This is a genomic window from Cryobacterium lyxosi, assembly GCF_004403345.1.
Taxonomy (GTDB): Bacteria; Actinomycetota; Actinomycetes; order Actinomycetales; family Microbacteriaceae; genus Cryobacterium; species Cryobacterium lyxosi.
The window spans coordinates 19,755-36,927 of sequence record NZ_SOGT01000015.1 but is presented as its reverse complement, the minus strand read 5'-3'; the positions used below and the strand labels follow the sequence as shown (position 1 = coordinate 36,927).

General features: G+C 63.7%; 21 protein-coding genes. 9 read left to right on the top strand and 12 right to left on the bottom strand.

Annotated features, from left to right (window positions below; genetic code table 11):
• Positions 1 to 25 precede the first annotated feature (25 nt).
• Positions 26 to 838 carry a ParA family protein gene (locus tag E3T27_RS13705; protein WP_104196181.1) on the top strand — a complete coding sequence of 271 codons (813 nt, stop codon included), beginning with the start codon at positions 26 to 28 and terminating at the stop codon, positions 836 to 838.
• Between the two features lie 276 nt (positions 839 to 1,114).
• Here E3T27_RS13705 and E3T27_RS13700 read toward each other — a convergent pair whose 3' ends face one another.
• From E3T27_RS13700 to E3T27_RS13670, 7 genes are all read right to left on the bottom strand, one after another.
• Positions 1,115 to 1,666 carry a MerR family transcriptional regulator gene (locus E3T27_RS13700; RefSeq protein WP_104196180.1) on the bottom strand — a complete coding sequence of 184 codons (552 nt, stop codon included), beginning with the start codon at positions 1,664 to 1,666 and terminating at the stop codon, positions 1,115 to 1,117.
• 367 nt (positions 1,667 to 2,033) lie between these two features.
• The gene (gene ftsR, locus E3T27_RS13695) at positions 2,034 to 2,732 is read right to left on the bottom strand and encodes a transcriptional regulator FtsR (RefSeq protein WP_134573682.1); all 699 of its coding nucleotides are present in this window, start codon (positions 2,730 to 2,732) and stop codon (positions 2,034 to 2,036) included.
• Between the two features lie 35 nt (positions 2,733 to 2,767).
• Positions 2,768 to 3,202, bottom strand: coding sequence for an FHA domain-containing protein (locus tag E3T27_RS13690; protein WP_104196274.1), 435 nt, complete (start codon positions 3,200 to 3,202; stop codon positions 2,768 to 2,770).
• Positions 3,203 to 3,395: 193 nt separating this feature from the next.
• Positions 3,396 to 3,989 carry a CDP-alcohol phosphatidyltransferase family protein gene (locus E3T27_RS13685; protein ID WP_104196179.1) on the bottom strand — a complete coding sequence of 198 codons (594 nt, stop codon included), beginning with the start codon at positions 3,987 to 3,989 and terminating at the stop codon, positions 3,396 to 3,398.
• A 48-nt stretch (positions 3,990 to 4,037) separates the two neighbouring features.
• Positions 4,038 to 4,553, bottom strand: a complete 516-nt coding sequence (locus tag E3T27_RS13680) for an NUDIX domain-containing protein (protein WP_134573383.1) — start codon at positions 4,551 to 4,553, stop codon at positions 4,038 to 4,040.
• A gap of 55 nt (positions 4,554 to 4,608) precedes the next feature.
• Entirely contained in the window at positions 4,609 to 5,163 is a 555-nt protein-coding gene (locus tag E3T27_RS13675) for an adenine phosphoribosyltransferase (protein WP_134545692.1), read from the bottom strand.
• 43 nt (positions 5,164 to 5,206) lie between these two features.
• Complete coding sequence (locus E3T27_RS13670; protein ID WP_166786217.1) at positions 5,207 to 5,713, bottom strand: MarR family winged helix-turn-helix transcriptional regulator; 507 nt, start codon at positions 5,711 to 5,713, stop codon at positions 5,207 to 5,209.
• A gap of 116 nt (positions 5,714 to 5,829) precedes the next feature.
• On the opposite strand from E3T27_RS13670, the gene idi reads away from it, so the two are divergent.
• Genes idi through E3T27_RS13630 form a run of 8 tightly spaced genes read left to right on the top strand, consistent with a single transcriptional unit; the run spans position 5,830 to position 11,875 of the window.
• Positions 5,830 to 6,369 carry an isopentenyl-diphosphate Delta-isomerase gene (idi, locus tag E3T27_RS13665; RefSeq protein WP_134573379.1) on the top strand — a complete coding sequence of 180 codons (540 nt, stop codon included), beginning with the start codon at positions 5,830 to 5,832 and terminating at the stop codon, positions 6,367 to 6,369.
• Positions 6,362 to 7,408, top strand: a complete 1,047-nt coding sequence (locus tag E3T27_RS13660) for a polyprenyl synthetase family protein (RefSeq protein ID WP_166786216.1) — start codon at positions 6,362 to 6,364, stop codon at positions 7,406 to 7,408. The genes idi and E3T27_RS13660 overlap by 8 nt, the downstream gene beginning before the upstream one ends.
• A gap of 11 nt (positions 7,409 to 7,419) precedes the next feature.
• Entirely contained in the window at positions 7,420 to 8,328 is a 909-nt protein-coding gene (locus E3T27_RS13655) for a phytoene/squalene synthase family protein (RefSeq protein ID WP_134573376.1), read from the top strand.
• Positions 8,325 to 9,932: a phytoene desaturase family protein gene (gene crtI, locus E3T27_RS13650; RefSeq protein WP_134573374.1), complete on the top strand. Its 1,608-nt coding sequence runs from the start codon at positions 8,325 to 8,327 to the stop codon at positions 9,930 to 9,932. The genes E3T27_RS13655 and crtI overlap by 4 nt, the downstream gene beginning before the upstream one ends.
• Positions 9,929 to 10,249, top strand: a complete 321-nt coding sequence (locus tag E3T27_RS13645; RefSeq protein ID WP_104196173.1) for a lycopene cyclase domain-containing protein — start codon at positions 9,929 to 9,931, stop codon at positions 10,247 to 10,249. The genes crtI and E3T27_RS13645 overlap by 4 nt, the downstream gene beginning before the upstream one ends.
• Positions 10,249 to 10,569, top strand: coding sequence for a lycopene cyclase domain-containing protein (locus E3T27_RS13640; protein WP_134573372.1), 321 nt, complete (start codon positions 10,249 to 10,251; stop codon positions 10,567 to 10,569). Before E3T27_RS13645 ends, E3T27_RS13640 begins: the two co-directional genes overlap by 1 nt.
• Positions 10,562 to 11,461: a prenyltransferase gene (locus tag E3T27_RS13635; protein ID WP_241992258.1), complete on the top strand. Its 900-nt coding sequence runs from the start codon at positions 10,562 to 10,564 to the stop codon at positions 11,459 to 11,461. The genes E3T27_RS13640 and E3T27_RS13635 overlap by 8 nt, the downstream gene beginning before the upstream one ends.
• A gap of 36 nt (positions 11,462 to 11,497) precedes the next feature.
• Positions 11,498 to 11,875 carry an RNA-binding S4 domain-containing protein gene (locus E3T27_RS13630; protein WP_104196171.1) on the top strand — a complete coding sequence of 126 codons (378 nt, stop codon included), beginning with the start codon at positions 11,498 to 11,500 and terminating at the stop codon, positions 11,873 to 11,875.
• Positions 11,876 to 11,907: 32 nt separating this feature from the next.
• Here the strand turns inward: E3T27_RS13630 and csrA are convergent, their stop codons facing one another.
• Genes csrA through E3T27_RS13605 form a run of 5 tightly spaced genes read right to left on the bottom strand, consistent with a single transcriptional unit; the run spans position 11,908 to position 17,172 of the window.
• Entirely contained in the window at positions 11,908 to 12,222 is a 315-nt protein-coding gene (csrA, locus tag E3T27_RS13625) for a carbon storage regulator CsrA (RefSeq protein ID WP_134573370.1), read from the bottom strand.
• A gap of 9 nt (positions 12,223 to 12,231) precedes the next feature.
• Positions 12,232 to 13,251, bottom strand: a complete 1,020-nt coding sequence (locus E3T27_RS13620; RefSeq protein ID WP_104196169.1) for a hypothetical protein — start codon at positions 13,249 to 13,251, stop codon at positions 12,232 to 12,234.
• Positions 13,226 to 15,277: a flagellar biosynthesis protein FlhA gene (locus E3T27_RS13615; RefSeq protein ID WP_104196168.1), complete on the bottom strand. Its 2,052-nt coding sequence runs from the start codon at positions 15,275 to 15,277 to the stop codon at positions 13,226 to 13,228. The genes E3T27_RS13620 and E3T27_RS13615 overlap by 26 nt, the downstream gene beginning before the upstream one ends.
• Complete coding sequence (locus tag E3T27_RS13610; RefSeq protein ID WP_134573368.1) at positions 15,274 to 16,413, bottom strand: EscU/YscU/HrcU family type III secretion system export apparatus switch protein; 1,140 nt, start codon at positions 16,411 to 16,413, stop codon at positions 15,274 to 15,276. Before E3T27_RS13610 ends, E3T27_RS13615 begins: the two co-directional genes overlap by 4 nt.
• On the bottom strand, positions 16,414 to 17,172 hold the full coding sequence (locus E3T27_RS13605) for a flagellar biosynthetic protein FliR (RefSeq protein WP_174722225.1): 759 nt from the start codon (positions 17,170 to 17,172) through the stop codon (positions 16,414 to 16,416).
• Between the last annotated feature and the right edge of the window lies 1 nt (position 17,173).

The following is a 17,173-nucleotide window of genomic DNA, read 5'->3' as shown; positions in this document are numbered from 1 at the left end:
ACTAGTGAAGGTAACGTTGTTACTCATGCACGTACTCAGCGTAAGTTCCCTCAAGGGTGGTGTCGGCAAGACCACTGTGACCCTTGGTCTGGCTTCCGCTGCCTTCGCCCGTGGCGTGCGAACACTCGTCGTGGATCTCGATCCGCAATCCGATGTGTCCACCGGTATGGATATCCAGGTCGCCGGTCACCTCAATGTTGCCGATGTCCTCGGTTCTCCCAAAGAAAAGACGGTTCGCGCGGCGATCGCCCCGAGCGGATGGACCCGCAACCGCCCAGGCACCATCGACGTCATGATCGGCAGCCCGTCGGCGATCAATTTTGACGGACCGCACCCGAGCATTCGCGATATCTGGAAACTCGAAGAAGCGCTTTCGACGATTGAGAAGGACTATGAGCTCGTGCTCATCGACTGCGCTCCCTCTCTGAACGCCCTCACGCGCACCGCCTGGGCTGCGAGCGACCGTGTCGCCGTCGTCACCGAACCCGGCCTGTTCTCGGTCGCTGCTGCCGACCGTGCGCTGCGTGCGATCGAAGAGATTCGTCGTGGCCTGAGCCCCCGTCTTCAGCCGCTCGGTATTATCGTGAACCGGGCCCGTTCGGCTTCGCTCGAACACCAGTTCCGCATCAAAGAATTGCGCGACATGTTCGGGCCGCTCGTGCTGAGCCCGCAGCTGCCGGAGCGCACGTCCCTACAGCAGGCGCAGGGCGCCGCAAAGCCCCTGCACATCTGGCCGGGGGACAGTGCACTCGAAATGGCCGGCTACTTCGACCAGCTGCTCGACCGGGTGCTGCGTACAGCGCGCATCGGTGAGTACGCCGAGGCTCCAGCGGTCTGACCGGTTTCTTCTTCGGCTCTTCGGGGCCGGTGAATCGCGTTTTGGTCGGTGCAGATTTCTGGTGCGATTCGACGTGGAGATATTTTCTTCGCGTCCCATGACGATTGCACGGCCGCCTCGCGGCCTGGCCCAACAGTGTTTCTCAACGGAGCACAGGAACCGTTGCCTGAAGGAGCAAACGCGGCGTGATGAACGCGGCGTGCCGAGCGCTGAGCTGAGGAGCGAATGACAGGCTGCAGTCGCGCTCCGTGCTGCGCCCAAGCGAGGGCGGTGGCGCTAGGAGATTTTGCGGGTGCTCCGTCGGGCGGCGAGCTCGTCGGCGGAGTCAACGGCCTGCACGTCGAGTTCGACCAGGCTTGTCTCCACCTCGCGAAGCACTTTGCCCACGGCAATGCCGAAGACGCCCTGGCCACGGCTGACGAGGTCAATGACCTCGTCATTCGAGGTGCACAGGTAGACACTCGCGCCGTCGCTCATCAGCGTGGTCTGCGCGAGGTCGCTGACGCCTGATTCGCGCAGTTGGTTGACCGCCGTGCGAATCTGCTGAAGGGAGATGCCCGTGTCGAGCAGCCGCTTGACGAGCTTGAGTACGAGAATGTCACGGAAGCCGTACAGTCGCTGTGAGCCGGAACCAGCCGCTCCGCGCACTGTGGGCTCCACCAGGCCCGTGCGGGCCCAGTAGTCGAGCTGACGGTAGCTGATGCCGGCCGCGCGCGCAGCGACAGCACCGCGGTAGCCGCAGTTCTCATCAAGCTCGGGCATGCCATCGGTGAACAGCAGTCCTAACGAGTAACGCGTAGCGTCAGCGTCAGGCTTGAGCTCACTCATAGGGGTTGCCTTTCGGGGGTTACGTGGTGCCGTGACTGTAGCTGCAGTGAAGCAAGCCTGGATCACTGTGGTGCTGAATTAACTGTGGTGCTGAATTAACTGTGGTGCTGAATTCACTGTGGTGCTGAATTAACTGTGGTGCTGAATTGACTGTGGTGCTGAATTGAACTCATGCGGTATAGCTGGTGATGCGAAAAAAATCTACTGTGCTTCGCACTCTCTACGGTACCGAGGCGAAGACCGTGCGCGCTGACATTCGCGTAATGGTTTTGGCGTGTCGATCGAGTGCAGGCAGACGCGTAGACGAGCGAGTGCACTATACCGGCGGCAGTCCAGCTGTGCGCCTGCGCCTGCGCCAGTCTACGACCTACTGGGTCAGTCGGCCCAGTGCTGACCGAATCAAGCTGCCGCGAATAATCTCGAGCTGCCCGGCGATCTCGACGGCCATTTCAGCCGCCTTCGCCCGGCTGGAGGCGTCTTTGCGGCGGGAGAGCGGTACCAGCGCGCTTTCGATAAGGCCGAGTTCGCGTTCAGCCGCCCCACGAAAGCCCCGAAGATGCCGTGGCTCGATCCCACTTCGTTGCAGTTCGACGAGGGCGCGCAAGACGTGCAGCACGCCGTCGCCGTAATGTTCGGCGGGCAGAATGATTGATGCGGATACGGCGTCATGGAGCAAAGTGGCGGAGGCTCCGGCCTCGCGCAGCAAGTCGTCGCGGGTCAAACGTCGCAGCGTGCCCAGCATTGACGGCCCGGGAGTGGTTCCGCCCGGCAGCACTGGCGCCAGTCCGGCATCCAGATCAGCAAGATAGGAGCGGATGACTTTCAACGGCAGGTAATGATCGCGCTGCATCGACAGGATCAGTCTCAGGCGATCGACGTCGCTCGCGCAAAATTTGCGATAGCCGGATTCCGTGCGAGCCGGCGCGACGAGGCCCTGTTCCTCGAGAAAGCGCAGTTTTGACGGGGTCAGATCGGTGAATTCCGGGGTCAGTCGGGCGAGCACCTGGCCGATACTCAGCAGCGTCGCTGATCCCGCAACTTGCCCGTGAGCTGCCGACGAAGACACAGACACGGACCGAGCCTGGGCAGAGTTTGCCGCCACTACTCGCTCGTCGCGCGGGCGAGGTCGAGGCGCGAAGCGTAGAAGGTGAGGCGGAACTTACCAACCTGCACCTCGGCGCCATCGGTCAGAGCAGCCGTTTCGATCCGTTCCCCGTCGAAGTAGGTGCCGTTGAGCGAGCCGAGGTCTTTCACCGTGAACGATGTGCCGTTGCGCAAAAACTCGGCGTGTCGACGCGACACCGTGACGTCGTCGAGAAAAATATCAGCATTGGGGTGGCGCCCCACGCTCGTGAGGTCGGCGTCGAGCAGAAAGCGGGCGCCGGCATTGGGCCCGCGGCGCACGACCATGAGCGCCGACCCCGAAGGCAAGGCCGCGATGGACTCCTGCTCTTCCACGGTCACATTGGAATCGATGAACGCGATCTGGGTGGCGAACTCTTGGTTAAAGTTCATGGTTGTGTCGGTGCTGAGCATGTCGTGAACCGTCGTCGATTCGCCGGTCGTCTCGTCCCGGGTCGCGCCAGACGTGGAGGATGCTGGGGTGGACTGCGCCTTGCTGGGCATTGCTTCGCCTGTCGTCGGGTTTTCGGGCTGATCTGCGGGCACGGGCTCGTTCTGCTCCTTGGAATTATTTTTTCCGGATAGCTCGACCATCATGCACCTCCTATCAATCCAGCGTATCGGAAGATACACCCGGGGCGCCCCTCGGCAATCGAATCACCCGCATCGTTTCACCGGCGTAGACGATGCCAGCCCACCAGTACAGAAAAGCGCCCCACAGGCCAAACGCCCACCCCACCGGCTGCGACCACCACTCCAGTTGAGGAAAGGCCTGCCCGAGCATGATCATCGGCAGTGCGTAGAACAAGCAGAAGGTAGCAATCTTGCCCAGGTGGTGAACTGGCAGCGGGCCAAACCCAAAATTGGCGAGGATGATCCCCAAAGCCAGCAGAAAGATGTCGCGACCAACTACGACCAGCACAATCCACCACGGAACCAGATCACGCCAGGCAAGCCCGATCAAAGCGGCAAAGATATAGAGGCGATCGGCGGCCGGATCCAGCAGCTGCCCGAGGCGAGTGATCTGGTTCCAGCGCCGTGCGAGAAAACCGTCGAGCCAGTCGGTGACACTGGAGATGCTGAGCACGACCAAGGCCCAGGCATCTTCTCCCTGAACGAGGAGCACGAGAAAAACCGGCACCAGTACCAGCCGCAGAAGGCTCAGCACATTGGGTAAGGTCAGCACCCGGTCGCTCACCATCTCGTTCGCTCCCCCCGTCACGGTTCAAGTCTATCGAATGGGCTAGATTCAGCCGAGCCGCCCCCGCAGTGCGGGCCAGCTGTCGGCAAAACCAGGATGGAGGGCGAGGAGGTCAACGGTATCGGCCGATACCCAGCGCAGGGCGATGCTCTCCTGATCGCTGATGACAGGTACAAATTCCTCAGTCGCCTCCACTACAACGGTGGTGTACGACCAGAAGCCCAGGTCGAGCAGAGACGTGAATTTAACCTCCACCAAATGGGCTGGCACGCCGGCTTCCTCCCGAGCTTCGCGCAGGGCGGCGTTGACCGCGGTTTCGTTTTCGTGGCGGGCACCACCGGGCAGCCCCCAGGTGTCGCCGAAATGGCTCCACAGCGCACGATGCTGCAGCAACACACCCAAGCGGGGGTGGTGCACGAGTAGTCCGGCGGCACCGAACCGGCCCCAGAATTTGCGGCCGTCGGGAGCGTGCACCCACGCGTCACCGCTGTCCCGGTTGGGGCTGGCTGGGGGGATCGCAGCCCCGTGCACGCTGCTTGCATCGACACCCGAACTGTCATTCATGCTCCAAGCATGCCCCACACACGCCTGAGATGCATGCGAAACATTGTCCGGTGTCCTAGATCGACATGATCGCGTGCACCGGCGCAGTGCCGAGCCGTTCACGGCCGTGCAAGTCGGTGAGCTCGAGCACGACACCGACTCCGGTTAGGGTATAGCCGGCCCGCTCGATGAGGCGGCTCGTGGCTGCAATGGTGCCACCGGTGGCGAGCACATCGTCCAGGATGAGTACGCGAGTACCGGCCGAAAGCTGCCCGACTTCGAGTTCAAGCCGAGCCGAGCCGTACTCCAGGTCGTATTCTTCGATCAAGACAGTGCCGGGCAACTTGCCGCCTTTGCGCACGGCCAGCACGGCCGCATTGGCCGCATAGCCGACGGCGGCCGCCAGGAGAAAGCCGCGTGCTTCGATACCGGCCACAGCGTCGAACTGCCCGCGGTGCTGATCGGCGAGGTCATCGATAATCGCGCGGAAAGCGACGGCATCGGCAAAAACCGGGTTGAGGTCGCGGAACAGAATGTTCGGCTGCGGAAAGTCGGGATAGGAGGCCAGCAGAGCCTCGACGTGGGCGGCGGCCAATGACGGCGAAGCGTCGGGTGCAGAGAGATGAGTCACTGATTCATCTTAAGCGGCACTGGTGTCAGTGGCAGAACGGCCGTCAGAACTCGGCAGACTGCTCGACGGTGGTCGCTTCAGAACGTGGCATGACGGCGATGGCGCTCATTGCTTCGAGAAAATGCACTACGGCTGCCTGCTGGTCGGCCGTGAGATCGAGCGCGACCTTCATCAGCTGCTTGTGGGTGCCCGACAGCGCGCGTCGGATCTGGATGTGCGATGCCTGCGTGGCGTACAGCCGTTGGGCACGACCGTCGTCTGGATTCACCTCGCGGCGAATGTGGCCGGAGGCCGTGAGCCTGGAGAGGAGTTTCGCCGTGGCGGCAGAGGAGATATTCAAGAATTCGCTCAAATGCTTCGGGCTGGCAACCTGGTTATGGCGTTCACAGGCGATGAGATGACGAATGGCCATCAGGTCGGTTTCGTTGATGCGCATGTCATTCTGAGCGCGACGACGCATCGCGGCGTCAGCAACTCGAAACCGGCGCACGGCGCGTAAAACATCCATTGCCGAAGAAACTCCAGCATTCTTGGGGTCGTACCAGTACATCTCTGGTTCTAGAGGGATACTCTCTTTGTGGAACATGTACTCATGGTATCGTGGGAAGTTGCTAACCTGGTTAGTTATTCCAATCATGGCCAGTTGAACCGAGAAGGGGAGCCAACGTGGAGTCCGCAAACGCTCTTGATGAACACGTAATCCCCCTCGATGAGAAGGGGCGTCACATCGGCACCGCGCCGAAGTACAGCGTGCACGGATTAGACACCGCGCTTCATCTGGCGTTCTCCTGCTACGTCCTCAACCCGCTCGGCGAGGTGCTGGTCACCCGCCGCGCGCTGACGAAGAAGGCGTGGCCGGGAGTGTGGACCAACTCGGTCTGTGGGCACCCGCTGCCCGCTGAGCCACCGACGCACGCTGTCACCCGCCGGGCCGACTATGAACTCGGGCTCGAGCTCGACAATATCGACGTCGCCCTCCCCTCGTTCCGGTACCGTGCCACCGACAGTGGCGGCATAGTCGAAAATGAAATCTGCCCGGTCTACCTCGCCACAACCCTGCAGGAGCCAACGCCGAACCCTGACGAGGTCGCCGAGTACGCCTGGACCCGACCAGCGGACCTGTACCGTGCGGTTACGGATGCCCCGTGGGCGTTCAGTCCGTGGATGGTGCTCCAAATGCAGCAGCTGGACAATTTTCGTGCTTGACACCGTCGCGGCGGGCGTCGAGACCGAATTAGCCCGTTTTTTCGCAGCGGCACGACTGCGTGCGAGTGACTATGGCGAGCACTATGTCGCCCTGTGGGATTCTCTGGAGCAGGCCAGTAGCGGCGGTAAACGAGTACGGCCCGCCCTGGTGCTCGCCGCCTATGCCGGTTTCGGTGGGCGCGATCAGGCCCTCGTGTCACCGGTCGCGGTGAGCTTTGAATTGCTGCACACGGCGTTCCTGATTCATGACGACGTGATCGACCACGACCTGGCCCGGCGCGGAGTCGCCAACATCGCCGGACGCTTCACTGACCGCGCTCTGGCGCACGGAGCCTCCGCTGATCAGGCCGGTGTCTGGGCGGCCGCTGCGGCCATTCTCGCCGGCGACCTCGCGTTGAGTGAAGCGCATCGCGCGCTGGCCAAACTGCCGCTCGACGTGCCCACCAGGCTGCGACTGGTTGACCTGCTCGACCGAGCGGTCTTCGTCTCGGCCGCCGGGGAGTTGGCCGACGTCACCAACAGCTCTGCGGGGCATCCGCTCACCATGGCCGAGGTCATTGCCACGCTGGAGAACAAGACCGCGGTGTACTCCTTCGAAGCGCCACTACAGGCCGGGGCCGTGCTGGCCGGCGCGTCGGCCGAGGCGATTCGCCTGCTCGGGCAATACGGACGCCTCGTCGGGGTGGCGTTTCAGCTCACCGACGATCTGCTCGGGGTGTTCGGCGACCCCGTCAAGACCGGTAAGAGTGTCACCGCCGACCTGCGCGAAGGCAAACAGACCGCACTGATCGCCCACGCCGGCGGTACCGAAAGCTGGTCGCTGATCGCGCCCTATCTCGGCAAGGTCGATCTCAGCGAAGAGGATGCCGAACGGGCGCGGGAGCACCTGCGTGCGTGCGGAGCGAAAGCCGCCGCCGAGGGGCTTGCCTATGACCACTCCCGCCTGGCAGTCGAAACGCTCAGCCCGGCAGTCATTCCGGCAAACCTGCGAGCGACCCTGATCGAGCTGGCCGAGGCCGCCGTGAATCGGGCCCGCTAGTGAGCCAGCGCATGAGCCACCAGCCAGCCGTGCCCACGCGAACGCGCTCTGACACGAATCTGAACAAGTACGCGCAGACGGCGCAGGCCAGCTCGACGACGGTGATCGGACATTACTCCACGTCGTTCGGACTCGCCGCTCGGCTGCTGACGGCCCAGGTGCGCACGCCGGTACGCACGATCTATGCCCTGGTCCGCATTGCCGACGAGATCGTCGACGGAGCCGCCGCCGAGGCCGGCGTGTCGGTTGCTGAACAGCGGCAACTGCTCGACGAGCTCGAACTCGAGACCGAGCGCGCTATCGTTCGCGGCTACAGCACCAATCTCGTGGTGCACGCTTTCGCAGAGACGGCCCGGCAGTGCGGCATCGACTCCACCCTGATCGCGCCCTTCTTCGCATCCATGCGCCGCGATCTTGATCCGACCCCGTTTAGCGCGGAAGGCGTCGCCGAATACATTTACGGCTCCGCGGAAGTGATCGGGCTCATGTGCCTGCGCTGTTTCGTGCACTGGTCCGCCCGTAAGGCCACCGAACTTGCCGTGCTTGAAGATGGCGCACGCCACCTCGGCGCTGCCTTTCAGAAGATCAACTTTCTGCGTGACCTGTCGTGTGATCGCGAGACGCTCGGCCGCAACTACTTTCCGGGCATCGATCCGCTGAACCTCAACGACGAGCAGAAGACCGTGATCCTCGACGACATCGACGCTGATTTGGCCATTGCCAGCGCCGTTCTGCCGTTGTTGCCGCCCGGTTGCCGGCGGGCCGTGGCCGCGGCGCAGGGGCTGTTCACTCGATTGTCCAGACGGTTGCGGTCGACGCCGGCCGATCAGTTATTGCGCTCCCGCGTGCGGGTGCCAGATGGAGAGAAACTCATGATCGCACTGACTTCGAGCATCGGCCCCGGCGCGTGGAAGCGATGACACGCACCATTGTGATCGGCGGCGGTATCGCCGGTCTGGCCAGCGCTGCCCTGCTGGCTCGCGAAGGCCACGACGTCACGCTGCTGGAATCCCGGGCAGAACTCGGTGGGCGGGCCGGACTGTGGGAGTCCGAGGGATTCCGCTTCGACACCGGCCCGTCGTGGTACCTGATGCCCGAGGTTTTCGAGCACTTCTACCGCCTGTTCGGCACGAGCGCGGCGGAGCAGCTCGACCTCGTGAAACTGGATCCTGGCTACCGGGTGCTCTTTGAGGGCGATGCCCAGCCGGTTGATATTCGCAGCGACCGCGCCGCGAACATCCGCTTGTTCGAGTCGGTGCAACCGGGGGCCGGCCAGGCGCTCGATCGCTATCTCGACTCAGCCAGCGAAACCTACGACATGGCCGTGAAACGGTTTCTGTATTCGAGCTTCGAGTCGTTCCAACCGTTTCTGGTACCCGACGTGCTGCGGCGCCTGGTGCGATTGGGGCGACTGCTGCTGCAGCCACTCGACAAGTTCATCGCCAGGTATGTGCGGGATCCGCGACTGCGTCAGATTCTCGGGTACCCGGCCGTCTTCCTGGGGTCAGCGCCGAACCTGACACCGTCGATGTACCACTTGATGAGCCATCTGGACCTCGCCGACGGGGTGCTCTACCCGCAGGGCGGCTTCAGCACGCTGATTGAGAGCATCGCCGCGATCGCTCGTGCCGAAGGCGTACGAATCATCACCGAAGCGCGAGTGAGCGCCATTCGGGTCAATGCCGACAAGACGGTGCACGGGGTCAGCTACATCGATGGCTCCGGACAACCGCACAACCTCGACGCCGACATCGTGGTGTCGTCCGCTGACCTGCACCATACCGAGACCGAACTGGTTCCCGCCGAGCTGCAGACCTATCCGGAGCGTTGGTGGGACAAACGCATGTCCGGTCCCGGCGCCGTGCTGGTCATGCTCGGCGTGAGCGGCGCACTCCCCCAGCTGCAGCACCACTCCCTGTTTTTCACGACCGACTGGGGCACGAACTTCGGGCAGATCTTCGGTAAGAAGACCTCCGTACCGTCCCCGGCATCGCTGTACGTATGCATGCCGAGCGCGACCGACCCCTCGGTCGCGCCTGCCGGCGACAGCAACCTGTTCATGCTGGTGCCCGTACCGGCCGATGTGACGCTCGGTGCTGGAGGCATCAACGGCGCTGGTTCAGCCACGATCGAGCTCATAGCGGACGCCGCCATCGCGCAGGTGGCCCAGTGGGCCGGCATACCCGACCTCGCCGACCGCGTCACGGTGCGACGCACGGTCGGCCCGGCCGACTTCGCCGACGACCTGAACAGCTGGAAGGGCGGCGCCCTGGGCCCAGCGCACACCCTGCGTCAAAGTGCTTTCCTGCGCGGAACGAACATGTCCAAGAAGATTGCCGGTCTGTACTACGCCGGCGGCACCACCATCCCCGGTATCGGCCTGCCGATGTGCCTGATCAGCGCGGAAATCTTACTCAAGCGAATTCGACATGACACGACGACGGAACCGCTCGCCGAACCGCTGCCGGCGCGCCGCTTCGGCCCCGATGCGGCGCCAGCGGAGTCCGCACACAGGCGGTCGTGAGCGTTCTGTACCTGCTGGTACTGCTCGTTTCGCTCGGAGGCATGACAGTGCTGGATTGGCGCTTCCGCCTCTTCTTCTGGTGCTCGCCCCTCCGGGCCGCCCTCGTGCTCGGCATCGGAGTGCTGTTCTTTCTGCTCTGGGACCTCGCTGGTATTGGCCTCGGCATCTTCTACCGGGGTGAGACCACGCTGATGACCGGCGTGCAACTGGCGCCGGAACTGCCGCTCGAGGAATTCTTCTTTCTGACCTTTCTCTGCTACCTCACCATGAATCTCGTGCAGGCTACCCGGCTCGTACTGGCGCGGCGGGCAGCGTAATGACGTATCTGTTGTTGAATGCGGTCTTTCTCGTCGTTGCGGCGCTGGTGGCCGTCGTGGCAGTGACACGCCGGCTCATCTCGGTCCGTTTCGTCTCAGCCGTGGCCGGCGCGCTCACGCTCACCCTGCTGCTGACGGCCGTGTTCGATAACCTGATGATTGGTGCTGGGCTGTTCAGCTACGACCCGGAGCAGATTTCGGGCGTGTTGATCGGTCTCGCCCCGATCGAAGATTTTGCCTACCCACTGGCTGCGGCGATTCTGCTTCCGGCCCTGTGGGTGATTTCGGGCGGTACCAGGTTAGGACGAACGGATGACTGAGCAGGTCGGCATGGCAAGAGGGAAGACCCGGCAGGTTGTGCTGTCGTCGCGCCCCCTCAGCTGGGTCAACACGGCGTTCCCGTTCGCCGCCGCGTACGTGGTGACCACCGGGCGCATCGACGCGATGCTGATTGTGGGCACGCTGTTCTTTCTCATTCCCTACAACCTGCTCATGTACGGCATCAACGATGTCTTCGACTACGAGTCGGATTTGCGCAATCCGCGAAAGGGCGGGGCCGAGGGCGCACTGCTGCACCCCACGCTGCACCGAACGGTCATTGCTGCGGGGATCGTTTCGTCGGTGATTGTGGGCGGGGCGATGGTCGTGTTGGCGGGGGCGGCGCATCCGCTCTCCTGGGTCGTGATCACCGTGAGCTTGTTCGCCGTCGTGGCCTACTCGGTTTCCGGGCTGCGGTTCAAGGAACGGCCCGTTCTGGACTCGATCACCTCCAGCACCCACTTCGTCAGCCCCGCCGTGTACGGGCTCGCGGTGGCCGGCGCCACCGTCAACTTCGGCCTGATCGCCCTGCTCGCGGCGTTCTTTCTATGGGGAATGGCCAGCCACGCCTTCGGCGCGGTGCAGGACATCGAGCCCGACCGCCAGGCCGGGATCGCGTCGATCGCCACTGCGCTCGGCGCCGCGCCGACCGTGCGGCTCGCCATCACGTTCTGGGCCCTGGCCGGCTTGTTCATGCTCGCTACACCCTGGCCGGGGCCTCTCGCGGCGGCGCTCTCCGCTCCCTACATTCTGGCAGTGCTGCCGTTCTGGTCGGTCAGTGACGAAGAGTCGGAGCGTGCGAACCGGGGCTGGAAACGTTTTCTGTGGCTCAATTTCTTCACCGGTTTTCTCTCAACGCTGCTGCTGATCATCTGGACGCGGCAGGGTGCCTGAGCGTTTGATTCGACCTCTTTCTATTACAGTGAACAGATGGAGCTAACGTCTGCCCGCGTCGACAGTTGGAGCTGGGGAGTGCGCCTGTACAAAACCCGCTCGATGGCCACGACCGCCTGCCGCGCCGGACATGTGCGGGTGAACGGCGACAAGGCCAAGGCCGCCCAGGCCCTGCATATCGGCGATGAGGTGCGTGTGCGCTTCGATGGCTTCGACCGGGTACTGATCGTGTCACGCCTCGTGGTGAAACGAGTGGGAGCCGTTGTGGCCGCCGAATGCTACGTGGATAAGACTCCCCCGCGACCGCCACGCGAAGAGGTGGCTCTGGTACCTATGCGCGACCGCGGCGCCGGGCGGCCGACCAAACGTGAACGCCGGGAGATTGATGAGCTGCGCGGGCACGTCAACGAGTGACGGGTGCTGTAACAGCGGTCGCTGAGACGGCTTCAGGCTTCAGCAGGCGGGTTCGGCAGCGGTGGTGTCGCGGTGTCCGGCTGGGGCTGATGGCTTGACGGGGCTGACTGCATCGCGGAGAGAACGTCGAGCGACCTCTTGATTCGATCTTCCGCTGCAGTATCGATCTGGGTCGCCGCGAGGTTGGCCTCACTGACCGCGCGCACGACCTCGTCGCGCTGAATCTTCACTCCCCGTGGTGCGTCGATTCCGATGCGCACGCTGTCGCCGCGGGCGTCGAGCACGGTGATGACGATATCGTCACCGATGAGGATTTTTTCCCCCAGTTTGCGTGTCAAAACGAGCATCTTTCCAGCCTACCGTTCGCGCTCGCCCGGTCGGGATAGCGGCGTCGCCACGCGACGTCCCGTCGGCGCTGCGGCCACCCGTCCGTCCATCCACTCCACCGGCAGGCCCAGGTCGTCGACAGTGGCCGGTGAGGTCGTGAATTGCCGGCCGAGCGCAGCGACCGCGTGCACCTGAATGCTGCTGGTCACCATGTTGACCCAGCGGATGGTGTCCTCTGTCTTTCGACTCGCGTCAACGACCACCCAGACCTGGTCCGCACCGATCTCGGTCAGCGCTGCCGCACGCGCAAGCGCGTCAGAGGCGGGTTCGAGCCCGTACGCGATAAACGTGCTGTGGCCGATTTCTACGCCCTGGGCTCTGGCCAACATGGCGCCGCGCCGGTCGTCGACCCGCTCAGTGCCGTCCTGCCGCAGCGTCCCTGAGGTGCGAAGGTCGCCCGCACCGGCCACGCGCAGCATCAGGAGCGCAATCGTAAGGGGGTCGTCCTCCAGCCCGACAATCAAGACCAGGTCCCCCGGCCTCGTCAGCGGCGCCGGTACCGGCGGGCGAGCGAGCGTCGGCGCTGGTAGGAAAACCGGGGTAACAACGGGTGCCGAAGCGGGTGCCGGATTCGGAGCTGCTGGTGCTCCCGTGACCGGCTCAGGATTCGAACCCGCCACAGCACCGCGGCCGGTGGCGAAGGTGAGTTCGTCCATGAGCCTCGCGAACCCCTCAGACGTCGTCGATAGCTGCGGTGACGCCTGCGTGCGGTGCAGCCTTGATTCAGCCTCGTCGGCGTCGTCGAGCAGCGCCGCTATGCCCAGCCGGGCCGAAATATCGAGGCCGGAGTGCGCCGATCGCTTGCGCTCTGCCGGTTCCGTCACCTCGACCGTGATTTCATAGTGCTGGCGTGCGAAGAATCCGTGGATGCCGCCGACGGTGACCCGTTCAGCGGCGATGATGGTGACATTGGCACCGTGCTCGGCGACGGCGCGCTCCTTCAGCTCCCGCAGTGTCGGACCCTCAAGCAGAAATCGTTTCGGCTCCACGCACCACACCCACAGTCTCAATGGTCACGTTCGCCGATGTTACTTCCTGATACGACAATACCGGCAGGCCACCGGTCTGCGTCGAAATGAGGCGACGGATAGCCGGTCGAAGCGCCGGTGCACATACCAGCACCGCGGTCTGACCGCTCGCCTCGACCCTGGCCACCGAGGTGCGTACCGAGGCGAGTACGTTCTCCAGGCGCGCCGGATCCATCAGAATCTGCGTTCCCTGATCAGAGGGGCGCAGGCCCTCGAGCATGGATTGCTCGAGCGTGGGGTCGATCATGATCACACGCAGCAGCGTGCCATCGAGGTATTGAGCTGTCAGTGCCGGACCGAGGGCCTGGCGAGCGGCCTCGACCAGGCCCTCGGCATCGTTGGAAGCCTTAGCGCGCAAGGAGAGTGCCTCGTAGATGCGCGGCAGGTCGTTGATCGGGATCTGCTCGACCAGCAGCCCCTGGAGCACCCGCTGAACCTCGGCGAGGGAGAGCAAGCCGGGAATGAGATCATCGACGGCCGAAGGATTGACCTGTTTGACGCCATCCGTCAACACCCGCACGTCTTCCCGGGTGAGCAGCCGGGCGGCGTTGGTGGTGATGATCGAGGAGAGGTGGGTGACCACGACCGAAACCCGATCGATCACGGTGGCTCCGGTCATTTCGGCGCTGTGCCGCATTTCGCTCGGCACCCACTTTCCGGCCAGTCCGAACACCGGTTCGATCGTGACCTGTCCTGGCAGGGTATCGAGCGCGTCGCCGAGGGCCAGCACCTTGCCGGCGGGGGCCAGACCACGCCCGTATTCGACACCGGCAATGCGGATGACGTAGGTCGCTGGTGGCAGATCGACGCTGTCGCGGGTGCGCACCGGCGGCACGACCACGCCGAGATCCATGGCGATTTTGCGACGGAGACCGCGCACCCGGGCCAGCAGATCGTCAGAGGCACCGGAGACGAGGTCGACGAGGTCGGGCGAGAGCATGATCTCCAGCGCATGCACGCGCATCTGCTCGATCAGGTCTTCGGTCGTGTCGGTCTTGGGAGCGCTCCTCTCCGCGGCAGTGGTGGCAGCGATACTCGCCTGTTTGGTGACCTCGCCGGCCTTGATACGTTGGGCGATCAGCATCAGCGCCATCCCGACAATGAGGAAAGGCAGCACCGGCATTCCCGGAATGAGCCCCATCAGCACAGCGGCCGCGCCGGCGATGGTCAGCGCATTGCGCGACTGCGTCAACTGAGCGGATGCCGTCGAACCGATATCGGTCTCCGCGTTCGAGCGCGTGACGATCATTCCGGTGGAGACAGCCATGAGCAGTGCCGGAATCTGGGTGACGAGGCCGTCGCCGATTGTCAGCAGCGCATAGGTGTTGACCGCCTCGCCGAGCTCCAGGCCCCGCTGCAGCATGCCGATGGCGATGCCGCCGACCAGGTTGATGATGATGATGATCAGGCCGGCGATCGCGTCACCCTTGACGAACTTGGACGCACCGTCCATGGCGCCATAGAAGTCTGCTTCGGCCGACACCTCGGCGCGACGGTCCTTGGCTTCAGCGTCGGTGATCAGGCCGGCGTTGAGGTCGGCGTCGATGGCCATCTGCTTACCCGGCATGGCGTCGAGGGTGAATCGGGCCCCGACCTCGGCGACACGCTCGGCGCCCTTGGTGACGACGACGAACTGAATGACGACGAGAATCATGAAGATGACCGCCCCGATGATGATCGAGCCGCCAACGGCGACATGCCCGAAAGCCTCGATAACCTGGCCGGCATAACCTTCGCCGAGTACCAGGCGAGTGGAGGCCACATTGAGGCCGAGGCGAAACAAGGTCGCGACCAGGAGCAGTGATGGGAAAACCGAGAAGTCGAGCGGTTTCTTCACGAACATCGTGGTGAGCAGGGTGACCAGACCCAGCATGATGTTCAGAATGATCAAAACGTCGAGCAGGCCCGCTGGAATGGGCACGACCAACAGCAGGATGATGCCGACCACGCCGACCGGAACGGCGAGCTTGATGAGATTGCGATTCACGAACGGCCTCCGGCAGTCTGCAGTGTTGATGTGGGTGTTATTGATGGCGCGGTCGCCAGCGCGCTCATGGTGTGGGTTCCCGCCGTACTGCCCCGTTTCTGCAGGGCCATGACGAAGGCGAGCACCCTGGCAACGGCGTTATAGAGTTCCGTGGGAATCTCGTCGCCGATCTCGCAGGCCGCGTGCAGCGCCCGCGCGAGCGGGACATCGTGCACAATGGGCACCTGGTCGGTCTCGGCCTGCACGCGGATACGGGCGGCCACGTGCCCGACTCCCTTGGCCACCACGCGCGGCGCGGATTTGCCCGGCTCGTATTTGAGCGCCACGGCCACGTGCGTGGGGTTGACCAGCACGACGTTGGCATCGGCGACCGAAGCGATCATGCGATTGCGACTCATCATCAGCTGGCGGGAGCGGCGCTGCGATTTGATCAGCGGGTCACCCTCTGCGGCCTTGTTCTCGTCTGTGACCTCCTTCTTCGTCATCATGGTTTTCTTGCGGTTACGTTTCATGATGACGAAGATGTCGGCGACGGCGAGCACCAGGCCGGCCGCAACGGCTGCCTGCAGCAGTGCGACCGTGCCGCTGCTGGCGGCATTGAGCAACTCCGAGACCGGCAGCCCCCCCGCCGTGAGCAACACGGGCATCAGTCCCTGAATCACCCACCACAGTACGATCCCGACGGCGGCCGTCTTGGCGAGCACCTTGACGCCCTCCCACAGTGCCTGGGTGCCGAATACGCGTTTCATGCCGGTGACGAGGTTGAACTGCTCGTACTTTCCGGTGAATTTTTTAAAGTGGATGCCGCCCTGCAACGCAGCACCGCCCAGCACGACCACGAGCACCACGACAAAAAACGGAGTCAGAATATCGGCGAGCGACGCCAACCCGTTGGCGAGGGCTTCGACTGCCACGCTCGGGTCAGGACTGTTGGCGAGGGTACCAATGAGATACATCTGGTCGGTACCCGCATTGCTGGCCGCTGCGATAGTGGCCGGCAGCATGAGGCCGGCGGCGCCAACGCCGAGCCAGGCGGTGACATCCTGCGATTTGGACAGCTCACCTTTTTCGCGCACCCTCTTCATGCGTTTCTGGGTGGCCGGTTCAGACTTTTCACCGGAATCAGTTTGGGACAATTACCTCACCCCCATGAGGGCATCGAGGGCTTGCCCGGTGAGTGAGGACACGATGCGCGGCAGGGCCATGAAGACCGTTCCGGCGAGGATCAGCGTGATGAGAATCTTCAGCGGAAAACCGAGGGCGAATGCGTTGAGCGCGGGGGCGACCCGGGTGAGGAGGCCGAGGCCGGCATCCGCTAGAAACAGTACGACGAGCAGGGGGCCGGCGATCTGCACGGCAGCGAGGAACATCTGGGTCGTACCGGCGATAATGGCCTGCGCCGGCGCGGCCAGGTTCAGGCCAGCGCCGAGCGGGATGGCGGTGTAGCTACGAAACAGGCCGCCGAGCACGAGCTGGTAGGCGCCCGAGGCGAACATCAGCGCGAGGGCGGTCATGTGAAACAAGCGGGTGAACTGGGCACCGTTGATCATGGACTGGGGGTCGAAGCCCTGCGCCATCTGGAATCCGCTGAACATGTCGATGAGACCACCGGCCGACTGCACGGCGGCAAAGACCAGATAAACCAAAAAGCCCAGGGTGGCACCGACCAGAATCTCCAGAATCAGGGCGCCGACGAAGCCGGCGGTGTCCTGGGAGACGTAGTCGGCGGTGACCCGCGGCGACACGGCCAGGGCCAGTCCGATCGCGAGCATGGCTTTGATGCGTGCGGGGAATGCGCGATAGGAGAACGGCGGCGCGATGACCAAGAAGGCGATTATGCGCACACCCGCGAGCATGACCGCTTCGATCCAGGTGAAATTGAGGGTGAACTCCACG